At 59.2% G+C, this 21,492-nt stretch carries 17 protein-coding genes and 1 pseudogene; 5 read left to right on the forward strand and 13 right to left on the reverse strand.

The window, feature by feature from the left end:
- Positions 1-42: 42 nt before the first annotated feature.
- The 4 genes and pseudogenes from BW43_RS02535 to BW43_RS29140 all read right to left on the reverse strand — a co-directional run.
- Positions 43-1,188: a MalY/PatB family protein gene (locus BW43_RS02535; protein ID WP_032891130.1), complete on the reverse strand. Its 1,146-nt coding sequence runs from the start codon at positions 1,186-1,188 to the stop codon at positions 43-45.
- 182 nt (positions 1,189-1,370) lie between these two features.
- Positions 1,371-5,075: a hypothetical protein gene (locus BW43_RS02530; RefSeq protein WP_032891132.1), complete on the reverse strand. Its 3,705-nt coding sequence runs from the start codon at positions 5,073-5,075 to the stop codon at positions 1,371-1,373.
- A 248-nt stretch (positions 5,076-5,323) separates the two neighbouring features.
- Entirely contained in the window at positions 5,324-6,634 is a 1,311-nt protein-coding gene (locus tag BW43_RS02525) for an MFS transporter (protein ID WP_032891133.1), read from the reverse strand.
- 22 nt (positions 6,635-6,656) lie between these two features.
- Positions 6,657-6,872: pseudogene (locus BW43_RS29140) on the reverse strand (isochorismatase); the annotation flags it as partial.
- Positions 6,873-7,089: 217 nt separating this feature from the next.
- On the opposite strand from BW43_RS29140, the gene ggt reads away from it, so the two are divergent.
- Positions 7,090-8,814: a gamma-glutamyltransferase gene (gene ggt / locus BW43_RS02520; RefSeq protein ID WP_032891134.1), complete on the forward strand. Its 1,725-nt coding sequence runs from the start codon at positions 7,090-7,092 to the stop codon at positions 8,812-8,814.
- Between the two features lie 111 nt (positions 8,815-8,925).
- On the opposite strand, the gene BW43_RS02515 is transcribed toward ggt, so the two are convergent.
- From BW43_RS02515 to BW43_RS02505, 3 genes are all read right to left on the reverse strand, one after another.
- Positions 8,926-9,447, reverse strand: a complete 522-nt coding sequence (locus tag BW43_RS02515) for an AAA family ATPase (RefSeq protein ID WP_032891135.1) — start codon at positions 9,445-9,447, stop codon at positions 8,926-8,928.
- The gene (pnuC, locus tag BW43_RS02510) at positions 9,444-10,007 is read right to left on the reverse strand and encodes a nicotinamide riboside transporter PnuC (RefSeq protein WP_032891136.1); all 564 of its coding nucleotides are present in this window, start codon (positions 10,005-10,007) and stop codon (positions 9,444-9,446) included. Before pnuC ends, BW43_RS02515 begins: the two co-directional genes overlap by 4 nt.
- Positions 10,008-10,184: 177 nt before the next feature.
- Positions 10,185-11,819 (reverse strand): methyl-accepting chemotaxis protein, encoded by a 1,635-nt coding sequence (locus tag BW43_RS02505; RefSeq protein ID WP_032891137.1) that lies wholly within the window; start codon positions 11,817-11,819, stop codon positions 10,185-10,187.
- A gap of 232 nt (positions 11,820-12,051) precedes the next feature.
- Between BW43_RS02505 and BW43_RS02500 the strand changes: the two genes are divergently transcribed.
- Both BW43_RS02500 and BW43_RS02495 read left to right on the forward strand, forming a co-directional pair.
- Entirely contained in the window at positions 12,052-12,882 is an 831-nt protein-coding gene (locus BW43_RS02500; protein ID WP_032891138.1) for an undecaprenyl-diphosphate phosphatase, read from the forward strand.
- Complete coding sequence (locus BW43_RS02495; RefSeq protein ID WP_032891498.1) at positions 12,879-13,262, forward strand: DUF1294 domain-containing protein; 384 nt, start codon at positions 12,879-12,881, stop codon at positions 13,260-13,262. Before BW43_RS02500 ends, BW43_RS02495 begins: the two co-directional genes overlap by 4 nt.
- Here BW43_RS02495 and BW43_RS02490 read toward each other — a convergent pair.
- Together BW43_RS02490 and BW43_RS02485 are read right to left on the reverse strand one after the other, a co-directional pair.
- Positions 13,251-13,607, reverse strand: coding sequence for an MmcQ/YjbR family DNA-binding protein (locus BW43_RS02490; RefSeq protein ID WP_012723994.1), 357 nt, complete (start codon positions 13,605-13,607; stop codon positions 13,251-13,253). The genes BW43_RS02495 and BW43_RS02490 overlap by 12 nt on opposite strands.
- Positions 13,604-14,512: a LysR substrate-binding domain-containing protein gene (locus BW43_RS02485; RefSeq protein ID WP_032891139.1), complete on the reverse strand. Its 909-nt coding sequence runs from the start codon at positions 14,510-14,512 to the stop codon at positions 13,604-13,606. Before BW43_RS02485 ends, BW43_RS02490 begins: the two co-directional genes overlap by 4 nt.
- A 125-nt stretch (positions 14,513-14,637) precedes the next feature.
- Here BW43_RS02485 and BW43_RS02480 point away from each other — a divergent pair, with 125 nt between their 5' ends.
- Both BW43_RS02480 and BW43_RS02475 read left to right on the forward strand, forming a co-directional pair.
- The gene (locus tag BW43_RS02480; RefSeq protein ID WP_032891140.1) at positions 14,638-15,249 is read left to right on the forward strand and encodes an FMN-dependent NADH-azoreductase; all 612 of its coding nucleotides are present in this window, start codon (positions 14,638-14,640) and stop codon (positions 15,247-15,249) included.
- Between the two features lie 211 nt (positions 15,250-15,460).
- Entirely contained in the window at positions 15,461-16,498 is a 1,038-nt protein-coding gene (locus BW43_RS02475; RefSeq protein WP_032891141.1) for a dienelactone hydrolase, read from the forward strand.
- Here the strand turns inward: BW43_RS02475 and BW43_RS02470 are convergent.
- From BW43_RS02470 to BW43_RS02455, 4 genes are all read right to left on the reverse strand, one after another.
- The gene (locus BW43_RS02470; RefSeq protein WP_032891143.1) at positions 16,492-17,667 is read right to left on the reverse strand and encodes an MFS transporter; all 1,176 of its coding nucleotides are present in this window, start codon (positions 17,665-17,667) and stop codon (positions 16,492-16,494) included. The two genes, BW43_RS02475 and BW43_RS02470, sit on opposite strands and share 7 nt — an antisense overlap.
- Before the next feature lie 158 nt (positions 17,668-17,825).
- On the reverse strand, positions 17,826-19,412 hold the full coding sequence (locus tag BW43_RS02465; protein WP_081797888.1) for an ABC-F family ATPase: 1,587 nt from the start codon (positions 19,410-19,412) through the stop codon (positions 17,826-17,828).
- 20 nt (positions 19,413-19,432) lie between these two features.
- On the reverse strand, positions 19,433-20,626 hold the full coding sequence (locus BW43_RS02460; protein WP_032891145.1) for a tyrosine-type recombinase/integrase: 1,194 nt from the start codon (positions 20,624-20,626) through the stop codon (positions 19,433-19,435).
- A 222-nt stretch (positions 20,627-20,848) separates the two neighbouring features.
- Positions 20,849-21,319, reverse strand: coding sequence for a hypothetical protein (locus BW43_RS02455; protein WP_050442875.1), 471 nt, complete (start codon positions 21,317-21,319; stop codon positions 20,849-20,851).
- Positions 21,320-21,492 lie beyond the last annotated feature (173 nt).

The following is a 21,492-nucleotide window of genomic DNA, read 5'->3' on the forward strand; positions in this document are numbered from 1 at the left end:
GCCAGCCCCCGCCTTTGCAGCGGGGGCCATTTTTTGCGCGCTTCAGCGGTTGCGCAAACTGCGCTCCATGCGCTGCAGACCCTCTTCCAGCATCGCCCTCGGGCAACCGAAGTTCAGGCGTACGAACTGCTGGCTGTCATCCCCGAATTCGATACCCGCACTCAACCCGACCTTGGCCTGTTCCAGGAAAAACTGCTGCGGGTCATCCAAGCCCAGGGCGCTGCAGTCGAGCCAAGCAAGGAAGGTGCCTTGCGGCGCATGCATCACCACGCCCGGCAAGCGCGTTTGCACGGCGTCGAGCAGGTAATCGCGGTTCGCTTGCAGGTACTGCTTCAATGCTTCCAGCCATTGGCCGCACTGGCTGTAGGCCGCGCGGGTGGCTTCCAGGCCCAGGGGGCTGACGCTGTCGACCATGCCGCAGCGGGCCTGGTTGAAGCGCTCGCGGATCTCGGCGTTCTGGATCACGGCAAAGCAGGTCTTCAAGCCGGCCACGTTGTAGGCCTTGCTCGCCGACATCAGCGTGATGGTGCGCTGTGCAATCTCCGGGCTGAGGCTCGCGGTGGGGATGTGGCGACGACCGTCGAAGCACAGTTCTGCGTGGATTTCGTCGCTGATGATCAGCGCATCGTTTTCCAGACAGGCAGTGGCCAATGCCAGCAGCTCTTCGCGGGGGAAGACCTTGCCGATGGGGTTGTGCGGGTTGCTCAACAGCAAGGCGCCGGCGCCGGTCAGTGCTTCGCGCATGGCGGGCATTGGGGTGATGTATTCACCGTCGGTCGATTGGAACGGCACTTCGATGCGCGGTAGGTTCCAGTTGCCTGGCGCCAGGCGAATCGGACGATAGTTTGGGGTTTGCAGTACCACCGGCTGGTCCGGTTTTACAAAGGCATGCAGCGCCATATTGAAACCGGGTTCGACGCCGGGCAAAAACAGCAACTCTTCGGGCTGCACGCGCCAGGCGTACTTTGCCCACAGGTCGGCCACGATGGCTTCACGCACATCCGGGCCGGCCACGCTGTAGCCGAGGATCTGCTGGTCCAGGCGCTCGTGCAGGGCTTGCAGCACGGCGGGCGGCGCTGCGATGTCCATGTCGGCGATCCACATTGGCAGCACGTCGGCCGGGTAGCGGTTCCACTTGGTGCTGCCGGTGCCGAGGCGAGGGTGGATCGTGTCGAAATCAAAGCTCATGGAGGGGCTCGTGTCAGGGGGGCGGGTGCAAGAATGGCGCTGATTCTAGCGCCATTAATTGAATAATTGTATGGAGGCCGGGCCCAAAGGCCGTGGTTCTCCCAATCAAGTCATATGCCCTGCGCGACGGCTAGGGTGTTGAAAGCGTTTTGCCTGGCCGTGCGCAAATAGACGGGGTTTTATTAGATAGGTTGGGTTAATCCCCTGACACGATCGATATTGAATTTGCTGGCAACCACGTCGGCATCAAAGGCACTGACTTTGTATTTTTTTCCGGTCAGGAACGTACCAAATGCATCGAGGTTTTTGCCGGTGATGCCGTTGCTAAGGGTCTTTTCCAGGCCCTTGGCCATTGATTCTTGTGTGGGGAATATCGCTTTGCCGTAGTTGGGGTCGTAAAAAAACCAGCTCTTCGGGGTGGTGCCGGTGGGGTCGACCTTCACGCCCGCAAGCATTCCATGGTTAGTGCTGCTGATCATCAGCGTCTTTGAGGAAGTGGCTTCGCTCAATTCTTTAATGACCGACTTATAAGAAATCGGGTTACCCACGGCACTGCTATGAAATCCCAACTCGTTGCCGACGGTGGACTGCAGGCTTGAAAGGTTTCTGATGAATTTGGCTGAGTTTTCAGCTTCCGGGTTTGCCATGGCAAATACCAGGTTGTCGAGCAGCGTGTCTTCATTGCCTTCGAGCAGCGCCAGGCCCATGGCGGTGGAAAGGGCCGCACATTCACCGGCAATGTCAGGGCTGGTCTGGCTCAGGTAATACGTTTGCGGCATGCCTCGGGTGGTTCCACCGGCGGCGGTGACTTCACGCTGGAATATCTGTGCGCTGCGTTGAGTATGGGCCAACAAAAGTCTTTCTCGCTGGCGCACAAGACTGCCGATTTGCTCTGTTGAAAAGTTGGACGTTGCAATAAGGTCCTCGATTTCCTGTACCCCCATGGACGGCTTGTAGCCAGGAACCGTATCGGGGCTCAGATGTTTGAAACCTTCCGGGAAGCTGGTTGGTTCCGAGTACTTAGCGTTGATGACGTTGGCTTCATATTGTGCCAGCGCATCCGGATCGCGTTGTGGCGAAGCGGGTCGCTCAAAAAAGCCAATGCCACCCTCCGGTGCAAAGCCTTCGATGGGGGTGCCGTAAGCCTTGCCGGAGGCTGCGTCCACGGGGTACCACTTCTCGTCGATGATTTTGGCCAGGGTACGTGCACCACCACCGGCGGCGTCCACCCCCTCGGTTCTTCCGATCCTGACCGCCGTGCTGACACCCAAGCTCTGGACCAGGCCATTGCTTGTCGGTCGCAAGCCGCCAAACGACGGAATGGTGGAATAAAAGGGTTTCGCTGTCTTGCCTGCGCTGCCCAGCAACCCGACCAGATCATCTGTAGAGTGTCTGGCTTTTCTCAGCATGTTAAACAGGGTTTTGCTGGACTTGATGCTGTGGGCGAATGCACGAAGTGGTTGCGAAACAGGTATGGCGGTCGATACGCCGTCGATAATAAAACCGGTGAAGGCTTCTGCTATTTCACCATTGATCGCGTGCTTCAACGTATTTGCAAACGGTACCAAGCTCAGCACCGCTGCCGCTCCGGCCTTCTCATAGCGCTCTGTTAATTCGACGGCACTTTCGCCACTAGCCTGTTGACGCAGGGTTTCCTCATCGTAGGCCAGATGTTTGGACGCGGCTGTCCTGGCCAGATCAAAACTTTTTCCGCCGAGGAAGGAGAGGTCGGGTGTCTTGTCGCTGGCGCCACGTTGCCACTTATCCGGCGTTGGTATGTGCTCGATCACCACCTCAGAAAATTCATTCTCGCGAGGCGGAGTCCCACTGTTGTAAGCCTCCCAATCAAACGGTTGCCGGATATTGTTCTCCACGTTACCCACGGCCCTGGTGTTGATACCTTCAGGCCACTCTGCTGGAAGATCGGTGCGGATCTGGATTTTCCCTTGCTGTGGGAAGACTTCATAGTAGGTGACTTTTGACTGGTGTTCGGAGCGAATGATGAACCCTTGTCGACCTTTGCTGGCTTCTTTTTCGGCCTTGGGGATGAGGTGGGCATAGTGCGAGGTAACGGCTTTTCTCAACGCATAAAATTTCTGCTCGCCCCATTGCAGGCTGCTTCGATGTTCCTCTGGAAGCTGCGAGAGCAGGTTTCGGACCACCGCGGTGTGGCCCTGCAGCAGGTCTGTGTAGTAGTTGTTGAATGTCTGGGTGAACAGCCACTCAATGCTATGAAGCCGATGGAGTTCCTTCTCGATGGGGGCCATGGAAAAGTCGGAACTGATTGATCGCCACATACCTGCCTGGAGTTTTCCCGACATATGCACGTCCAGCAGGCTGTAGAAATGGTTCTTGTCGGACTCCAGATTGTCCGGCGTGGCTTGCAGCACTTTGCGGGTAAAATCGATTTGATTGCCAAAGACCCGTTTAAGGTCATTCAGGGCAATCTGTTCGCGGTTTGGGAGGGGGGTGGCCAGTTGTTGGCCCGCTCGGACCAGAGATGAGGGCTGATGTTGAAAATCCTGGTGTGCCTGCTGTATCTCGGACTCTGAATAGTTGTTATCGGCGCGCTTGTCGAGTCGACCGTTGGTAATCGCCCAGTCCACTAAGGCGTCTCTTAGAGCAATGGTGGCGAAGGCCTTGTCCTGCTCCGTGATCGGTGTCGTCGCGTCATAGTTCATCACTTGTTGATAATTCATGGTGGCGCTTGTGCCAGGCGCGGAGTGCTCGATGCGTGAGACAGCGGCGCTGAATGTGGCCCACTGATGGGTTCCATACAGCAACGAGTCAGGCAGGTCTTTGACTAGAAACTGTGGGGCGATACGGGACAGCATCAAGTAGCTGACTGTGCGGACGTTATCGGCCTTCAGATGTTGATGGGTGCGCAGCAGGTAGAGGTCCAGTGCTTCGACGATGGCTTCTGGTGACTTGCGTAAATGATCAGGCGCATCAAGGGCAAAATCATTGCCAATCAAGTTGCGTGTGGTGGGGAGCTGAGGCATCACGGATAACACCAGTGCGCTAAGGACCAGTTCAGCGGCACTTGTCACTGTGGGCAAGACGCCGAGTTCGGCCTCCAGCTTTTTGCCTAGCTCAATGGCTTTGGGCTCCAACAGCAGTCGATACAACGCGTAGCGTGGCTCAGCGGTGATTTTCTTTGAGCACGACCGACTAGTGCCCATTATCCAGGCGGGATAAGTCTGGGCGTATAGGGGGGACTCGGTGCATGTTTCGGTTTGGGTGTAGGGCCCGAAGGTTTTCGTGGTTTGGGTGGTACTCCCAATCCTGGTTTGAACGCCGGTCATTTTGGATAACGAGTCAAGCGTGTGTGCATCTGTCGTCGCAAGCCCCACCAGGTTCTCGATGAGTCCTCCCTTGGTTTTGTCCAGCCAGCCCTCGACAATCTCATTGATTCGTTGACGCTGCTCCAGTGTCAGGGGCACCTCGCGCGACAACATTCCCCAGTAGTCCCGGTGAGCGGGTTGTGGAGGGGGCGCGTAGGTGATTGCGTCGTAAAGATTCTGCAGCGCTTCTTTGTTTGTTGGGGCTATCCAGCCTTGGTGTTTGATAAACCAGTTCAAGCTGACGTGCGCCGGGTTGATGAGTTTAAGTTCGCGACCCAGCGAAGAGTGTGGCGAGACTGCAAAGCGGGTCAGATCAAGATCCGGCATATCAGTGGAGGCGCTGTTCAGGGTTTTGCCCAAGGCATCCAGCAATGATTTTCGGTCGTCCAGGTTGGCGTGTTCCTCCGATTTTTCCTGCCTTAGGGGGCTCTGATTTTCAGGGCGCGCTTGCTGCAAACGCTGAATAGGCTGCACAGCTTGCGAATGCAGCAAAGGTGCTTGGGCGCGGGAGGTGTGATCGACGATGGCGGAAGTAGATGTCATGAAAACTGATCTCTCGGATAAGAAGTAGGGAGGCTTCTGACAGGCGAAGTCTTCCCTGTGTGGTCCGAGAGTTCGGGTTGTTCCTACGGTTTAAAATGCATTTTATTTCACTGGTTTTAACGATACTGGCCGCGTGATCCATGTGAGGGCAGCCAGCCCGAAATCACTGTCGATCTATCTCAACACCGCTTTAGCGTTTTGCGTGCCCAGCGTTGCGCCTTTCTGCTAGTCATTACGCGACCGTGTTATCAACGATTCACCCGTTTCGCCGGCAAGGCGATGACCAGGAAACTGCTGAGAATCAGGCAGCCGGCAAAGAACCACAAGGCGCCCGCGCTGCTGCCGGTCACGTCGATTGCCACCCCCATCAACGAGTTACTCACCAGGCCTGCGATATTCGCCAACGAGCACGCCAGGGCAAAGCCGGTGGCTGCCGCAGTGCCTTTGAGAAAGGTCGCCGGTAGGCTGAAGAACACCGGCACTGCGCCGATGATTGTGGCCGAGGCAACCGCGAACAGGGCGACGGTGGCCGCGACGTTATGGGTGAAGAACGTGCTGGCGGCCATCGCCGCTGCGCCGATGAAAAACGGCACGATGATGTGCCAACGGCGTTCGCGGTGTTTGTCGGAGCTGGCGCCGATCAAGAGCATGCCCAGCAGCGCGGCCACGCTCGGCAGTGCGGTGAGCACGCCGATATGGAAGGTGTCGGTGACCCCGGCGTTGCGAATAAAGGTCGGCATCCAGAAACCCATGGCATAGGCGCTGAGCAGGATCGAGAAGTCGATACCGCCGAGCATCCACACTTTGAGGTTGAAGAAGCCGTCACGGAAGCTGTGCTTGCTGCCGGCGCCATCGGCGTCGTCCTTGCGCAGTTCGCTTTCCAGCAGGGCTTTTTCTTCATCCGACAGCCATTTGGCTTGTTGGTAGGTGTTGGGCAGTGCCCAGAAGGTCAGCACGCCGAGCAACACGCTGGGTACCGCTTCGATCAGGAACAGCCACTGCCAGCCGCGCAGGCCACCCACGTGGTCGAAGTGGCCCATGATCCAGCCGGACAGCGGGCCGCCGATCACGCTGGACAGCGGCAGACCGATCATGAACAGCGCAATGATGCGCCCGCGTCGATGGGTGGGAAACCAGGTGGTCAGGTAGTACAGCACGCCCGGCAGGAACCCGGCTTCGGCGGCGCCGAGCAAAAAACGCAGGATGTAGAACTGGGGCGTGGACGTAACCAGCATGGTGCAGGCCGAGAGTAGACCCCAGGTGATCATGATGCGTGCGATCCAGATCTTCGCGCCGACCCGCTCCAGCACCAGGTTGCTCGGCACTTCAAAGATGATGTAGCCGACAAAGAACAGGCCAGCGCCGAGGCCGAACGCGGTTTCGCTGAAGTGCAGTTGGTCGAGCATCTGCAGCTTGGCGAAGCCGATGTTGATTCGGTCCAGGTACGCGGCCAGATAACAGAAGCACAGGAAGGGAATCAGCTTCCAAGTGATCTTGTGGTAAAGCGTGTTGACCGGGTCGGCGACTGTGTTCGCGGGCACTGGATTCGCACTGGGCATTGGGTGTCTCCTGGCGGTGACTTATGGTTTTTATACAGTCGGCAGTTGTTGTAGGCGCGAGCTGCGCGCTGGCGTACTGCTTGGTAATCACCGCTTCATGCGCCAGAGGCAACACCTCGGCGCAGAACGCTGCCAATGGGTTGCCTTCGACCATGTCTTTCATCACCGAGGCCTTCTTGACCTAGATCCCGCCCTCGACGAAGTGGCCGGGATGGTAGCGGATATTGGTGTGCACCACCGCAACTCTGCGAGCCAACCCCGGCGCTCACTGATTAAACGCGGTTAAAAAAGTGTGGGAGGGGAGCTTGTCCCACGATTGCAGTGGGTCAGCTAAAGATTGGCTTTTTTCGGTCCGTTCTATGACCGACAAGTTCTGTAATAAAAACGCCATTGCGCTGGGGATTAAATTGCCGACGAGCTATTTTGGTGCATCTCAACAACCCGAGTAGCCATGGATGAAATACCAACCCTTCAGCCGTACCTTGATTGCCACTGCCCTGGTGTTGACGGTCAGTGGTGTACAAGCTGCTTCCCAAGCTCCGGTGGCCGGTGAAAATGGCATGGTGGTGACGGCTCAGCATTTGGCAACTCATGTGGGCGTGGATGTGCTCAAGGCCGGGGGCAACGCGGTGGATGCGGCCGTTGCCGTAGGCTATGCGCTGGCGGTGGTGTACCCGGCGGCGGGCAACCTGGGCGGCGGCGGTTTCATGACCGTGCAACTGGCGGACGGGCGCAAGACCTTCCTCGACTTCCGCGAAAAAGCCCCGCTGGCGGCTACCGCCAATATGTACCTGGACAAGGACGGCAACGTCATCGAAGGCCTCAGCGCCAAGGGTCACCTGGCTGTAGGCGTGCCGGGGACCGTGTCGGGTATGGAACTGGCCTTGAGCAAGTACGGCACCCTCAAGCGCGCCCAGGTGATTGCCCCGGCGATCAAGCTGGCAGAAAACGGTTTCGCCCTGGAACAAGGCGACATCGACCTGCTGCACACCGCAACCGGCGAGTTCGAAAAAGACAAGGACCTGCGCGCCATCTTCCTGCACAACGGCCAGCCGATGCAGGTCGGACAGAAACTGGTGCAGAAAGACCTGGCCAAGACCCTGAAGGAAATCTCCGCCAAAGGTTCGGACGGTTTCTATAAAGGTTGGGTCGCCAAGGCCCTGGTAGATTCCAGCCAGGCAGGCAAAGGCATCATCACCCAGGCCGACCTCGACAAGTACAAGACCCGCGAACTGGCGCCCATCGAGTGCGACTACCGGGGTTACCACGTCGTTTCCGCGCCGCCGCCGAGCTCGGGCGGTGTAGTGATCTGCCAGATCATGAATATCCTCGAAGGCTACCCGATGGCCGACCTGGGCTATCACTCGGCCCAAGGCCTGCACTACCAGATCGAAGCCATGCGCCACGCCTATGTGGACCGCAACAGCTACCTCGGCGACCCGGATTTCGTGAAGAACCCGATCGAGCATCTGCTGGATAAAAACTACGCCGCCAAGCTGCGTGATGCTATCGAGCCGCAAAAGGCCGGTGATTCCCAGGCGATCAAACCGGGGGTCTCGCCCCATGAAGGCAATAACACCACCCACTACTCCATCGTCGACAAATGGGGCAATGCGGTGTCCGTCACTTACACCCTCAACGACTGGTTCGGCGCGGGCGTGATGGCGAGCAAGACCGGGGTGATTCTCAACGATGAAATGGACGACTTCACCGTCAAGGTCGGCGTGCCGAACATGTACGGGCTGGTGCAGGGTGAAGCCAATGCCATCGCCCCGGGCAAGGCGCCGTTGTCGTCGATGAGCCCAACCATCGTGACCAAGGATGGCAAGGCCGTCATGGTGGTGGGCACGCCGGGTGGCAGCCGCATCATCACCGCGACCCTGCTGACCATTTTGAACGTGATCGACTACAAGATGAACATCCAGGAAGCCGTGGATGCGCCGCGTTTCCACCAGCAGTGGATGCCGGAAACCACCAACCTTGAGACCTTTGCGGTCAGCCCGGATACCCAGAAGCTTCTGGAAAGCTGGGGCCATAAGTTTGCAGGGCCGCAGGATGCCAACCACTTGGCGGCGATCCTGGTAGGCGCGCCTTCCCTGGGTGGCAAGCCGGTGGGTAACAATCGCTTCTACGGGGCTAACGACCCGCGTCGTAATACTGGGCTTTCCCTGGGCTACTAAACGTCTCGGTTCCCAAAAACAAACACCGCGGTCTGCCAGGCAGATCGCGGTGTTTGTTTTTGGGCGGCTTCGCCACCCGGTTCGCGCGATGCGACGATTCGACAAGCTCGCTCACTGCAACAGCTGTTTTACCGCAGCAAACGCGGCTTTGCAGCGTTCCTCCCAATTCCCGCGAATCACCACCACCGGCTGTTGATGCTGATGCATCCAGTCCAGGCTTTGCTGGAAAAACGCGCGACGATCCTCCAGTTCCGGCTGGCAGCGTTGGCCATCGGCCGTCCACTCCACATCTTCGGGGGAGAGCAACAGGTGCAGGTCGTAATGACGTGCCAACAACTCATCGTCGAGCCACGCCGGGTAGTCGCCGAACAGGGTCTGGCTCCACAGCTTGTTGGTGAGCAGATGAGTGTCGAGAACCAGCAGGCGAGGTTGTTCGGCGCGGGCCGCGTCTTCCCAGGCCAGTTGGCCGTGGGCGATGGCCGGGATATCCGCCAGGCAGGTATCGCGCTGATGGTGATCAATGAAATAGCGCACATACTCGCCGACCATCAACCCACCAAAGTGCGCGTGTAACTGCGCTGCGAGCCAGCTTTTGCCGCTGGATTCGGGCCCCGCCAAAACCACTACTTTCATGTGCGCAACGCCGGATCGGCGCGCCATTCACGCCAGCCCTGCACGGCGATCACGGTGAACAAGGCATAGAGCCCGGCGGTGAGGTACAGGCCTTTATAGAGGAACAGCCCGACGAAGATCACATCCACGGCAATCCACAACGGCCAGCATTGCACGCGTTTCTGCGCCATCCACATTTGCGCCACCAGGCTGAAGCCGGTGAGGGCCGCGTCGAGCCAGGGTTGCGCAGCATCGGTCCAGTGGGCCATGGCGGCACCGAGCAGCAGGCTGCCCACCGCACCGATCGCGAGGCTGGTCATGATTGCCGGCACCCCCAGGCTCGTGACCTGGCGGCCTTGCTTGACCTCGCCCGCGCGGGTCCACTGCCACCAGCCATAGACTTGCAGCGCGGCGTAGACCACCTGCAGCAGCATGTCGGAATAGAGTTTCACGTCGTAGAACACCCAGGTGTACAGCAACACCATCACCAGCCCGATGGGCCAGCACCATGGGTTTTGCTTGACCGTCAGCCAGACAGCGATCACCCCCAGGGCAGCGGCGAACAATTCAAGCCCGGACATGGCGGTTCCTTGGGGGAGTGGGAGAGGGCGGGGATTGTAACCACAGGCCAGCAATCTTCAAAACACAGTAGGGCAAATGTAGGAGGGGGCTTGCCCCCGATAGCGAAAGGTCAGTTGCACCTATGCAGACTGATATATCGCCATCGGGGGCAAGCCCCCCCTACATTTGGAGCAGTGTTAGACCTTGAACTGGCGCAAGAGGCCGTCGAGCTGCTCGCTCAACCCGCGCAAATGCGCGCTGGCCACACTGGACTGTTCCGCTGCCAGTGCCGTGCTGTGGGACAAGCCCGCCGCCTGGGTGACGTTCTGGTTGATGTCTTCCACCACATGGGCCTGTTGCAGGGTGGCACTGGCGATGGACGCGTTCAGGCCGTTGAGGTTGTGCAATGCTTGCCCAATCGCAGTGAGGCTGGCACCGGCCTGACCTGCCTGCTCAATGGTCAGTTGGGAGGCGCTGTGGCTGTCGCTGATCACCTTGACCGCCGCTTCCGAGTGTCCTTGCAGGCGCTCGATCATCACCTGGATTTCGGCGGTGGACTTTTGCGTGCGTTGGGCGAGCAGGCGCACTTCGTCGGCCACCACCGCAAACCCTCGGCCTTGCTCCCCGGCGCGAGCCGCTTCGATGGCAGCGTTCAGGGCCAGCAGGTTGGTTTGGTCGGCGATGGAGCGGATCACTTCCAGCACGCCACCGATCTGGGTGCTTTCGCTGGACAGCGTGCGGATCACTTCCACCGCCTGGCTGATGGTGCTGGAGAGTTGGTCGATCTGTTGCAGGCTGCTGTCGATATTGACCTGGCCTTGGTGCGCCTGGGCCTGGGCATCGCGCATTTCGCTTGCGGCATGTTCCGCGTTCTTGGCCACGTCCTGCACGCCGTAGGTGACTTCGTTGATGGCAGTGGCCACCAGTTCCATCTGCTGCGATTGCTGCTGGCTGCGGTCATGGGCCGAGCTGGCGTTGTTGCCCAGGTCGGTAGAGGACTGACCCAAGGCGTTCGCGCACACCTGCAACTGGCTTACCACCTGACGCAGCTTGGCGGTGAAACTGTTGAAGTGCTGGGACAGTTGGGTGATTTCGTCACGGCCGTGGGTGTCAAGGCTGCGGGTCAGGTCGCTTTCACCGCTGGCGATATTGCCCATGGCATTCACCGCCGCCTGCAACGGGCGCACGATGCTGCGCGCAATCAGCGACACCAGCAGACCCATCACCAGCGCAATGCCCAGGCCGATCATGGAGGCTTTCCACACTTGGCCGCTGAACTCGGCCTGCACGTCGTCCACATAGACGCCGGAGCCGATAATCCAGCCCCAGGGTTCGAACAGCTGGATATAGGAAGTCTTGGCCACGGGGGCCTGTGCGCCGGGCTTGGGCCAGCGATAGTTGACGATCCCGGCGCCCTTGGCTTTTGCCAGGCTGACGAACTCGTTGAACACGGCAAACCCATCGGGATCGCGGATAGCCGAAAGGTTCTGGCCATCGAGCTTGGGGTTGGCCGGGTGCATGATCATCACGGGCGTGAGGTCGTTGATCCAGAAATAGTCGTCATGGTCGTAACGCAACCCCCGCACCGCGCTCAGGGCTTGTTTCTGGGCGGCGTCACGGGTCATCACACCGGTGGCTTCCAGGCCGTGATAGAACGTCAAGATCCCGCTGGCGGTCTGGACCACGTGTTGGGTCTGTTGGCGTTTGGCTTGGTAAAGGTCGTCATGGATCTGCTTGAGCATCAGCAAACCCAGGGCCAGCAGCATCAGCACGGCGACTATCAGGATCAGCCATAGGCGTCGGCTGATCGACATATTGCGCAAACTGTTCATCGTCCTGTCACTCCGGGCTTTTTATAATTGTGGGCGTCGCATCGACTTTTACGCCTTGTCTGATAGGCTTTCGGCCCGTAATCGAAAAACCTGAGTACTGCCTGATTTTCACAGAATTTTTGCAGACTGGTGTTGATCATCATCAACACTGGGCCTTCAGCGCGCTCGTCGTCAGTGAACCATTAAAAAAGACTAACAAGGCGTGCCATAGCGCATGACCTTTGGGGGAAGCATGGATTTTTGGACCGCCATTCAGGCATTGATTCTCGGCGTAGTGGAGGGGTTGACGGAGTTCCTGCCGATCTCCAGTACCGGCCACCAGATCATCGTTGCCGACTTGCTCGATTTCGGCGGTGAACGTGCGATGGCCTTCAACATCATTATTCAGCTCGGCGCCATTTTGGCGGTGGTCTGGGAGTTTCGGCGCAAGATTCTCGACGTTGTCACCGGCTTGCCAACCCAGCGCAATGCGCAGCGTTTCACGATCAACCTGCTGATTGCGTTCCTGCCGGCCGTGGTCCTTGGGGTGATTTTCGCCGACTTGATTCACCACTACCTGTTCAACCCGATCACTGTCGCCACAGCGCTGGTGGTGGGCGGCGTCATCATGCTGTGGGCCGAGCGCCGCGAGCATGAAGTGCATGCCGAGACCGTCGACGACATCACCTGGAAAGATGCACTCAAGGTAGGCTTTGCCCAGTGCCTGGCGATGATCCCGGGCACTTCGCGCTCCGGCTCGACCATCATCGGCGGCCTGCTGTTCGGCCTGTCGCGTAAGACCGCTACCGAGTTCTCGTTCTTCCTCGCCATGCCGACCATGGTCGGTGCTGCGGTGTACTCGGGCTACAAGTACCGCGACCTGTTCCAGCCAGCGGACCTGCCGGTCTTTGCCATTGGGTTTATCACCTCGTTCATCTTCGCGATGATCGCGGTCAAGGGCCTGCTCAAGTTCATCGCCAGCCATAGCTACGCGGCGTTTGCCTGGTACCGCATCGGGTTTGGCCTACTGATCCTGGCGACTTGGCAGTTCGGTTGGATCGACTGGGCGGCGGCAACGGCATGATCATCCAGCACCCGCGCTTGAAGGCGGCGATCTTTGTGCTGCTGTGCGCCGCGCCGCTGTTGGGGTCGGTGCTGGTGTGGCAGCGCGGCGAAACCGTGATCCCGCTGGTGGCCTATGGCGTGGTCAGCGTGATCGCGTTTTTCCTGTACTGGAGTGATAAACGCAAGGCGCGCACCGACAGCTGGCGCACCCCGGAAAACATCCTGCACGCCGTTGAGTTGGCCGGCGGTTGGCCCGGGGCGTTGATTGCTCAGCAGGTGTTCCGGCACAAGACGCGCAAGGTGTCTTTCCAGGTGCTGTTCTGGGTGATTGTGCTGTTGCACCAAGTGTTCTGGTTGGACCAGTTGTTCCTTGGCGGCACGTTATTGTCAGTCCTCTAGCAACAAACCAATCTGCGTGCGCTTGGGTAGCTTGCTCACCACCAGTTGGTGGGAGCGCTGCAACAAGCCACGCAGTTCCTCGGCGCCCAGCGGGTAGGGCGTGTTCATGATGATCCACTGCGCACGCGCCAGGTATGGCGCGGGGTGGATACCGGGGCGGTCCACGTGGCCGAGAAACAGTTCCTTGTCGACCTTGAACGCCAACGAGTCGCCGCGCAGGTTTTGCAGGGCGAACATCTTGTTGCCGGCAATCGAGAACACTCGCACGCCGCCCCATTTGTAGTCCTCCCGCGCGCCGGGCAGGCTCAGGCAAAAGGTGGCGACTTGCGCTTCGGTCATCTTCATAGCAGGCGGTCTCCGCAGCTTTTAAAGCCTTCTTCCAGGTAATCGATCCAGGCACGAATGGCCGGCAGCACACCACGCCGGTGTGGGTAGACGGCCTGCAACCAACCGCCGGGCAGTGACCATTCCGGCAGCAGTTGCACCAAGTGGCCGTTGGCCAATTCTTCCTCGCAGTACATCATTGGCAGCACGGTAAAGCCCAGGCCCATGATGGCGCTGGCCTTGCGCACGTTGAAGTCATCAACGCCCAGGCGTGCTTCCATGATCAGGTCGTGGGGGTTGCCCTGGGGATCGAGGATGCGCTGGTGCACCATCCGGTCCGCCTCCAATGCACCGAGTATCGGCAGCTGCTTGAGGTCATCAAGGGTGCTGATAGATCGGCCATGCATGAAGTTCGGGCTGGCAACCAGGACGGTCTGGGCCGGGCGCAGGCGCTTGGTGACCAGCAGCGCGTCTTCATCGCCTTGCTCACGCACTCGCAGCGCCACATCGATGCCTTCGGCCACGAGGTCGACTCGGCGGTTGACCAGGGTCATTTCCAACTGCACCTGAGGATGTGCTGCCAGAAACCCGGCCACCACGTCCGGCATCATGTTCTGTGCCAGCCCCACCGGGCACGTCACCCGCAGACGTCCACGGGGTTCGCTGGACATGCTGGCCACGGCCTCATCGGCCATCTCGGCTTCCAGCAGCATCGCTTGGCAGTGGCGCAGGTAGCGTTCGCCGACGGCGGTGAGGGTCAACTGGCGCGTGGTGCGTTGTAGCAGGCGTGCGCCCAGGCGCTCTTCGAGCTCGGCAATGCGCCGCGACAACCGTGACTTGGGGATGCCCAGCAGCCGACCGGCGGCTGCGAAACCGCCGGCTTCGACGACTTTGGCAAAATAATAGAGGTCGTTGAGGTCTTGCATGGTGAGCCTATTGTCCTGTCAGTGGGACAAACTATCGCATTACAGGCGGCTTATCGACTATTCGTTTCATGCGTAGCATCACCGCCATCTGATCGCCCTAGTCGATCCCACCTCGGAGATCCATCATGAAACTGTTGCATATCGATTCCAGCATCCTCGGCGACAACTCGGCTTCCCGTCAGCTCAGCGCTGGTGTAGTTAAAGCCTGGCAAGCGGCTGAGCCGAGTGTGGAAGTGACTTACCGCGACCTGGCCAGCGACGCCATCAACCACTTCTCCGGCGCCACCCTGGGTGCGTTGGGCACGGCCGCTGAACTGCGCGACGCTGCGCAAAAACACGAAGCTGAACTGAGCGCTTCGTCCCTGGCTGAATTCCTCGCTGCCGACGCCATTGTGGTCGGTGCGCCGATGTACAACTTCACTATCCCGACCCAACTGAAAGCCTGGATCGACCGTATCGCGGTCGCTGGTCAGACTTTCCGTTACACCGAAGCCGGTCCGGAAGGCCTGTGCGGCAACAAGAAAGTCATCATCGTTTCCACTGCCGGCGGCCTGCATGCCGGTCAAGCGTCGGGCGCTGCCCATGAAGGCTACTTGAAACTGCTGTTCGGCTTCCTCGGCATCACCAACATCGAAATCGTGCGGGCCGAAGGCCTGGCCTATGGTGATGAAGTGCGCAGCAAGTCCCTGAGCGACGCTAACGTACTGATCAACGAACAATTGTTCGCTGCCGCGTAAGGCTTTAGTAAATATCGCCTCCTCTCGGTTTCAATCTGAAGCCGAGTGTCTAAACTCTGTATTCTGATCGTCTGAACGCGACCGGAGTACGGAGTTTTTTCGTTTTCCCGCTGTCTTCTTTGATGTGGCCCAGCTTGTGCAAGCATGGGGTCAATGCCCTGGACTTTTCATTCGACATGTCGGTTCTCACGCAGCAAAGGTGGACATCCCCATGATGCGTCTTTGTGCTGTTATGGTTCTTTCCCTGCTGGGCGGCCTGATTTCAGTGCACGCCGCGCCTGCGCCGCACCCCCATTGGAGCGTCGGCTTTCATCGCATGACGTTTCTCGATCCGCTCGACTTGCAACCAATGAAAGCCGTGGCGTTCTATCCGTCAACCGGCCTTGAGCACACCACGCAGCTGGGTGCCTATCACGTCGCCGCCACCGAAGATTCCAAGATCGCCATCGGCCGTTTCCCGATGCTGATGCTGTCCCATGGCAACACCGGCACGCCGCTGGCCCTGCACGACCTGGCCACGTCCCTGGCGCGCAAAGGCTTTGTGGTGGTGGCGGTGCTGCATCCTGGCGACAACTACAAGGACCATAGCCGTCTGGGCACGCTGAGCAACCTGTACGGGCGGCCGATCCAGATATCCGAAGCGATCACCGCCACCCTGGCGGATCCGATGCTGTCTCCGTTCGTCAACATCAACCAGGTGGGGGTAATCGGCTATTCCGCCGGTGGCGAAACCGCGTTGATCCTGGCTGGCGCCAAGCCGGATTTCGATCGCCTGCGCCGCTATTGCCAGGAACGCCCGGAAGACCGCGACGCCTGCACCACCAAAGGCGAGTTGGTGGTGGACCGTGACGACTTACAGCCCCAATCCGACCCGCGCATCCACGCCTTGATGCTAATGGCGCCGTTGAGCCTGATGTTCGGCCGTCACACCTTGGCCGACGTGCATGTGCCGGTGCTGCTCTACAGCGGCGACGGCGACAAGCTGGTGGCCGTGGACAAGAACGCCGCAGCACTCGCGCGCAAATTACCTGAGCCGCCGAATTTCAAGCTGCTGGCCGGGGCAGGGCACTTCGTGTTCATGGCGCCGTGCGACAGTGACCAACTGGCAGCCATGCCGGCGATCTGCACTGACGCCGATGGCGTCGACCGCGAAGGCATTCACCGCGATCTGATTTCCGAAGCCGGGCGCTTTTTCACTCGTACCCTTGGCACGTCCACCCGTGCGGGTTTGCAGACGGCTGATCAGTAAGCGCGGCGCTTGAGCAGTAAAGTCACACCCAACGCCGTAACCGACAGCAACGCCGCGCAGAAGAAGATCCAGCCGTACCCCAGGTTCAGCGCCACAAAACCCATCAACGGCCCGGCAATCGCCAGGGCCAAGTCAAAAAACACCGCATACGCACTCAATCCCGCGCCACGGCTGCTGTTGGGCACTTGCTTGATGGCTTCCACGCCCAGCGCCGGGTACACCAGCGACAGACCAAAGCCCGTCAGTCCTGCGCCGATCAACGCCACACCGGTGGAGGGCGCCAGCCACAACAAGGTGAGGCCGAGGGTCTCGATAAGCATGCAGGCGATGGCGGCGCTGAACCCGCCAAAACGACTGATCGCCGAGATAAATACCAGGCGCGACAGGATAAAGCACACGCCAAATACCGTGAGGCAGTACGCCGCGCCTTGCCAGCCACGATTGAGGTAGTAGAGGGTGATAAAGGTAGTGAGCGTGCCGTAGCCAATCGACGACAGGCACAAGCTGACCCCAAACGGCGCGATACGCCCGAACACCGCCCAGAATGGCAAGCGCTCGCCGCGCACCACCGGCACCGACGGTTTGTTGCGGATCAGCATCAGGCCCAGCGCTGCGAGTACGGTCAGGGCGATCCCCAGGCTGTTGTAGCCATACTCGGCCACCATCACCACCCCCAGCGGCGCACCGATGGCGATGGCACCGTAGGACGCAATGCCGTTCCAGGAAATCGACCGCGCCGTATGCTCGGCGCCGACCTGGCCCATGCACCAACTGATAGTGCCCACGCCGATCAGACCTTGGGCCACGCCCAGCAGCAGCCGGGCGACGATCAGAATGCCCAGGCTTACGTTGGGCGTACTTTCCAGCAACGTCGCGAAGAACGTCAGCACACCGCTCACGAGAATACCCGCCAGCCCCAGCACAATCGCGCGTTTGGTCCCGACATTGTCCGACATCCGCCCGGCCATGGGGCGGCTGAGCAGGGTCGCCAGGTACTGCGAACCGATAGTGATCCCGGCCACCACCGCGCTGAACCCCAATTGTTCGTGCACGTAGCCTGGGATTACCGCAATCGGCAGGCCGATGCAGATGAAGGCAATGAAGGTATAGAAGACGATCGAGACGATCTGCAGGGTGACCGACAGGGAGGAGGGGGTGGCGGTAGACATGGGCACTCGTTCGCGGGCGGGCGGTGAGGGCATCATGGCAAGGGCCCGGGGTAAAAGGAAGCAGCCTAACTACTTGGTCTGACGAACAGGCCCGCTTGCCACAACATGCAAAAAGCCCCGTCACAGTGGACGGGGCTCTTGGGTGCAGCGGGCGTTATTTAGAACACGACGCCTTGGCTACGCAGGTAGTCGTCATAAGTACCGCTGAAGTCGATCACGCCGTCAGCGCTCAACTCGATGATGCGGGTGGCCAGGGACGATACGAACTCACGGTCGTGGCTGACGAAGATCAGCGTGCCCGGGTAGTTTTCCAGCGCCAGGTTCAGCGCTTCGATGGATTCCATGTCCAAGTGGTTGGTCGGTTCGTCCATGATCAGCACGTTCGGCTTTTGCAGGATCAACTTGCCGAACAGCATGCGACCTTGCTCACCACCGGAGATTACCTTGACCGACTTGAGGATCTCGTCGTTGGAGAACAGCATGCGGCCCAAAGTGCCGCGAATCATCTGCTCGCCCTGAGTCCACTGACCCATCCAGTCGAACAGCGTCACGTCGTCTTCGAAGTCGTGAGCGTGATCCTGGGCGTAGTAACCCAATTCCGCAGCGTCGGTCCACTTGATGGAGCCTGCGTCCGGGGTCAACTCGTTGACCAGGGTGCGCAGCAGGGTGGTCTTGCCGATACCGTTCGGACCGATGATCGCAACACGCTCTCCCGCTTCAACCTGGAAGCTGAAATCCTTGAACAGCGGCTTGCCGTCGAAACCCTTGGCCATTTTTTCGACCATTACAGCCTGGCGGTGAAGTTTCTTGTTCTGATCGAAACGGATGAACGGGCTCACCCGGCTCGAAGGCTTGACCTCAGCGAGTTGGATCTTGTCGATCGCCTTGGCGCGGGAAGTCGCTTGCTTGGCTTTGGAGGCGTTGGCCGAGAAGCGGCTGACGAAGGATTGCAGCTCAGAGATCTGCGCCTTCTTCTTGGCGTTGTCCGACAGCAGCTGCTCGCGGGACTGGGTCGCCACGGTCATGTACTCGTCGTAGTTGCCCGGGAACAGGCGCAACTCGCCGTAGTCCAGGTCAGCCATGTGGGTGCACACGCTGTTCAGGAAGTGACGGTCGTGAGAGATGATGATCATCAGGCTGTTACGCTGGGTCAGGATGTTTTCCAGCCAGCGGATGGTGTTGATGTCCAAGTGGTTGGTCGGTTCGTCGAGCAACAGCACTTCAGGATCGGAGAACAGCGCCTGGGCCAGCAATACACGCAGTTTCCAGCCAGGGGACACTTCGCTCATCGGGCCGAAGTGTTGTTCCAGAGGAATGCCCAGGCCCAGCAGCAGCTCGCCGGCACGGGATTCGGCGGTGTAGCCGTCCATCTCGGCGAACTCGGTTTCCAGCTCGGCCACGGCCATGCCGTCGTCTTCGCTCATTTCCGGCAGCGAGTAGATACGGTCGCGCTCGGCCTTGACCTTCCACAGCTCCTCGTGGCCCATGATCACGGTGTCGAGCACGGTGAATTCTTCGTAGGCGAACTGGTCCTGGCGCAATTTACCCAGGCGAACGTTAGGCTCCAGCATGACCTGGCCGCCCGACGGATCGAGGTCGCCGCCGAGGATTTTCATGAAGGTCGACTTGCCGCAACCGTTGGCACCGATCAAACCATACCGGTTGCCGGCGCCGAACTTGACCGAGACGTTCTCAAAGAGCGGCTTGGCGCCGAACTGCATGGTGATGTTAGCTGTGGAGATCAATTACTTTACCTATCAATAGCTTAGGGTGCGCTTATTTGAACTGGGACCAATTTGGGACCAATCTGGAGCTTTTGCATTTCGCTCCAGTCCGAGCTTGAGTTGATCCAACGCGCATAAGTCGAGAGCAGCATCTGCACACTATGGCCGAGCTGCTGGGAGATGAAGGCGGGGTTCATGCCAGACATAATGCATATTGTCGCATAGGTGTGACGACAGTTGTATGGCGGCCGACGACGGATATTCAGAGCCTTCAGGGTCGGAATCCACTGCTTGTGCAGGTCAGATGTCTGTTTCACGTACTCCGAGTTCTTTGACGGCGGGAAAATGAAAGGCGTTTCCAGCACCTTCCCTTTACCTTTTTTCCGACGCTCTGCGTATTCCCTCGCGAATTTCAGCGCATGCATGGCGCGTTCATTCAGCAAAACAAAGCGGTCTCCACCCGTTTTTGTGCGCTCTACCACTTCCCCCAGGGCTATCCCACGACAGACGTGGGCCGTCCTTTTCTCTTCGTCTACCGCATCCCAGCGCATTGCCAGGGCCTCGGAAAGGCGCATTCCTGTAAAAAACACAAACTCAAAAAATGCCGCATAAATCGTGCTTGGCCAGTGGTCGTGGTCGTACATCTTGGCGATGATCAGGTTTGCCTCTTCCAAAGTGAACGGGTCAATTTCCTTCTTGCTGCGCTTGGGTAACTCCAGGATCGCCGCGGGGTTCTTCGGGATAAGCTCTTCGGACATTGCCGAGTTCAGGATAGTCGACAGCTTTGAGATCGCATTGCGCTTTACCCCGGGGGACTTCCACTCACTGGCTGCCATTACCCGGCGGAGCAGCGTAGTGGTGATCAGGTCGATTCGCACCAGGGCCAGGCCGGGCATCCAGTACCGGTTCAGTGCACCCTTGTAGTTCGCCTTCGTTCCACCGACCACCTCACGACTGTCTAGCCAGAGCTGGGCATACTCGCCGAAGTTGATCTTCCCCCCAGCGACGTTGCTGGAACTGGGGAAAAGCTCGGCGTACTTATCGTCGTCGAGCAGCCCCAGCTTAATCAGTCCTTTTACTTGATCAACAACCTGTGAGGCAGACTTGATTCCTTTCTGTGTCGGGGGATAGGGGAGCGTTTCACTGCGCCGGCTGCCGTTCCACATAAAGCGGATGCGGATCGATCCGTGGTGGAGGTCCATTCCTGCGGGCAAACCCATTGGCTTTCGAGCCATTCGTAGTATCTCCTGATGCTGTACATGACGCGGCTGCCTTGCTTGTTCCAGACGCCGAGGGGGATTTGGTTGCGGGCGCGCTTTGAGCGCAGGGCGGCGAGGGTGGTACCGAGGAGCTCGGCCATCTGCACCTCGGGCACCTTGTCGCCCGTGATCCCATCGTTGAGTTGTTCCGCTGCTGACATTGGATGCTCCGCGCCGCGCTGGGCGGCAGAAGGTGGGTTAGGGTTTTGCTGCTTTCGCGTGTCCGACGCACACTTTTGTGGGCTCGCCTTCTGCACCCAGGTGGACATGACACATGAACCCTTTTCGGTGGTGAGCCATGAACTCCACATCGCAAGTGGTGATGGGCGACTGATTGGCAATCGACCCCAAGCGATATGCGCACCCGTGACAGGCACCGGCCGGGTCGAACTTGCTGGCGATCATCACGCCCTGGCATGCGCCGATGAGTGTTGGAAGGTTCACGCTGGTGAACTTGTCGGGGTGGACGCCGCATTCCTCGATCAGCACCTGGTCGCTCATCTCCGCGCAGTTCTCCGCGACCGAATTGGCCATGCCGATCAGCTGCGCCGTGAACTCAACCAAACGGAGCTGGCCATGGATCTTCAGGTAAACCTCCAGCGCAGAGCGCCGACCTTCCAGATTCAGTTGAGCCATGCCCGCCAGGTTCGAGGCATCACTTTTTTCCATGCTGTATTCACAGTTTGCAGGCATACGAATACCTCACCCGCCGCTCACCGGCAGGCATGTAGGGGGGGGGGTTAGGCTGTGGCGAATAGATCGATTTGCGTTACCGGTGCGTCGCGCTTGGTAATTGCGTCGGTGATTCGTTGATGGGCGATATCGAAGTAGCCGAGGCGATT

It is taken from the genome of Pseudomonas sp. RIT357, assembly GCF_000632245.1.
Classification (GTDB): Bacteria; Pseudomonadota; Gammaproteobacteria; order Pseudomonadales; family Pseudomonadaceae; genus Aquipseudomonas; species Aquipseudomonas sivasensis.

What these genes read in the sequence shown, in the direction of transcription:
- BW43_RS02475 (WP_032891141.1), top strand. Translation starts at nt 15,461, where the DNA reads ATGATGCGTCTTTGTGCTGTTATGGTTCTTTCCCTGCTGGGCGGCCTG.
- BW43_RS02460 (WP_032891145.1), bottom strand. Translation starts at nt 20,626, where the DNA reads ATGGCTCGAAAGCCAATGGGTTTGCCCGCAGGAATGGACCTCCACCAC.
- BW43_RS02480 (WP_032891140.1), top strand. Translation starts at nt 14,638, where the DNA reads ATGAAACTGTTGCATATCGATTCCAGCATCCTCGGCGACAACTCGGCT.
- BW43_RS02525 (WP_032891133.1), bottom strand. Translation starts at nt 6,634, where the DNA reads ATGCCCAGTGCGAATCCAGTGCCCGCGAACACAGTCGCCGACCCGGTC.
- BW43_RS02455 (WP_050442875.1), bottom strand. Translation starts at nt 21,319, where the DNA reads ATGGAAAAAAGTGATGCCTCGAACCTGGCGGGCATGGCTCAACTGAAT.
- ggt (WP_032891134.1), top strand. Translation starts at nt 7,090, where the DNA reads ATGAAATACCAACCCTTCAGCCGTACCTTGATTGCCACTGCCCTGGTG.
- BW43_RS02515 (WP_032891135.1), bottom strand. Translation starts at nt 9,447, where the DNA reads ATGAAAGTAGTGGTTTTGGCGGGGCCCGAATCCAGCGGCAAAAGCTGG.
- BW43_RS02535 (WP_032891130.1), bottom strand. Translation starts at nt 1,188, where the DNA reads ATGAGCTTTGATTTCGACACGATCCACCCTCGCCTCGGCACCGGCAGC.
- BW43_RS02505 (WP_032891137.1), bottom strand. Translation starts at nt 11,819, where the DNA reads ATGAACAGTTTGCGCAATATGTCGATCAGCCGACGCCTATGGCTGATC.
- BW43_RS02500 (WP_032891138.1), top strand. Translation starts at nt 12,052, where the DNA reads ATGGATTTTTGGACCGCCATTCAGGCATTGATTCTCGGCGTAGTGGAG.
- BW43_RS02495 (WP_032891498.1), top strand. Translation starts at nt 12,879, where the DNA reads ATGATCATCCAGCACCCGCGCTTGAAGGCGGCGATCTTTGTGCTGCTG.
- BW43_RS02470 (WP_032891143.1), bottom strand. Translation starts at nt 17,667, where the DNA reads ATGTCTACCGCCACCCCCTCCTCCCTGTCGGTCACCCTGCAGATCGTC.
- pnuC (WP_032891136.1), bottom strand. Translation starts at nt 10,007, where the DNA reads ATGTCCGGGCTTGAATTGTTCGCCGCTGCCCTGGGGGTGATCGCTGTC.
- BW43_RS02485 (WP_032891139.1), bottom strand. Translation starts at nt 14,512, where the DNA reads ATGCAAGACCTCAACGACCTCTATTATTTTGCCAAAGTCGTCGAAGCC.
- BW43_RS02490 (WP_012723994.1), bottom strand. Translation starts at nt 13,607, where the DNA reads ATGAAGATGACCGAAGCGCAAGTCGCCACCTTTTGCCTGAGCCTGCCC.
- BW43_RS02530 (WP_032891132.1), bottom strand. Translation starts at nt 5,075, where the DNA reads ATGACATCTACTTCCGCCATCGTCGATCACACCTCCCGCGCCCAAGCA.